Origin of the sequence: Clostridium neuense, from assembly GCF_045310695.1 — a bacterium.
In the GTDB taxonomy this organism is placed as follows: Bacteria; Bacillota; Clostridia; order Clostridiales; family Clostridiaceae; genus Clostridium_S; species Clostridium_S neuense.
Map to the genome: position 1 here is coordinate 1 of NZ_JBJIAA010000051.1, position 644 is coordinate 644.

At 27.2% G+C, this 644-nt stretch carries 1 protein-coding gene; it reads right to left on the bottom strand.

Annotation, left to right across the window (positions count from 1 at the left end; genetic code table 11):
- A partial coding sequence (locus ACJDT4_RS23305) for a transposase (RefSeq protein ID WP_406790019.1) occupies positions 1–475 on the bottom strand: 475 nt, incomplete at its 3' end.
- Between the last annotated feature and the right edge of the window lie 169 nt (positions 476–644).

Below are 644 nucleotides of genomic sequence, written 5' to 3' on the forward strand. Positions count from 1 at the left end.
TTGGTGATAACTGGTTATATCTTGCTTTAGTATGTGTAGAATCAACTATAATAGATTTACTTTTCAAAATTCCTTTTTTTATTGCGATACTAACTGTTTTGTTTATAAGAAGATCCAACATATTTGAATCCTTTAATCGTAACTTTCTAAATTTAGTTAATGAACTTGGATCTATAACAGAAGCCTCTGGCGCTATATCCAAAAAATATTTAAAAGACATATCATATTTTGAACGTTCAACAACATCAACATCTGATAAATCAAATGTTATTTTTAGCATTAAATACTTAAACATCATTATAGGATCAATGGCTCCGCGGCCATTGTTAAAACAATATGTATCAATAATTTCATCATAAACAAATGAAAAGTCAACTAAATTTTTTATTTTTCTTAAAATGTTATCCTTTGGAATGATAAGATCATATAAATCAGTATATGGACTCATAACTAACTTTTGTTGCTTTATCATTATTGATTTCCTCCTAAACGTTCTTCTACACATATATAATTCTACACAAATCCATAAAATCCTTTTTGAATACAAAAAACAGCTAACAAAGTTAGCTGTTATCAGTTTTTGGAAAATGCATTAATCTTTTATTCAATTAGGACTTTTTCAGTGGCCTCAAAAATTCCTCCGT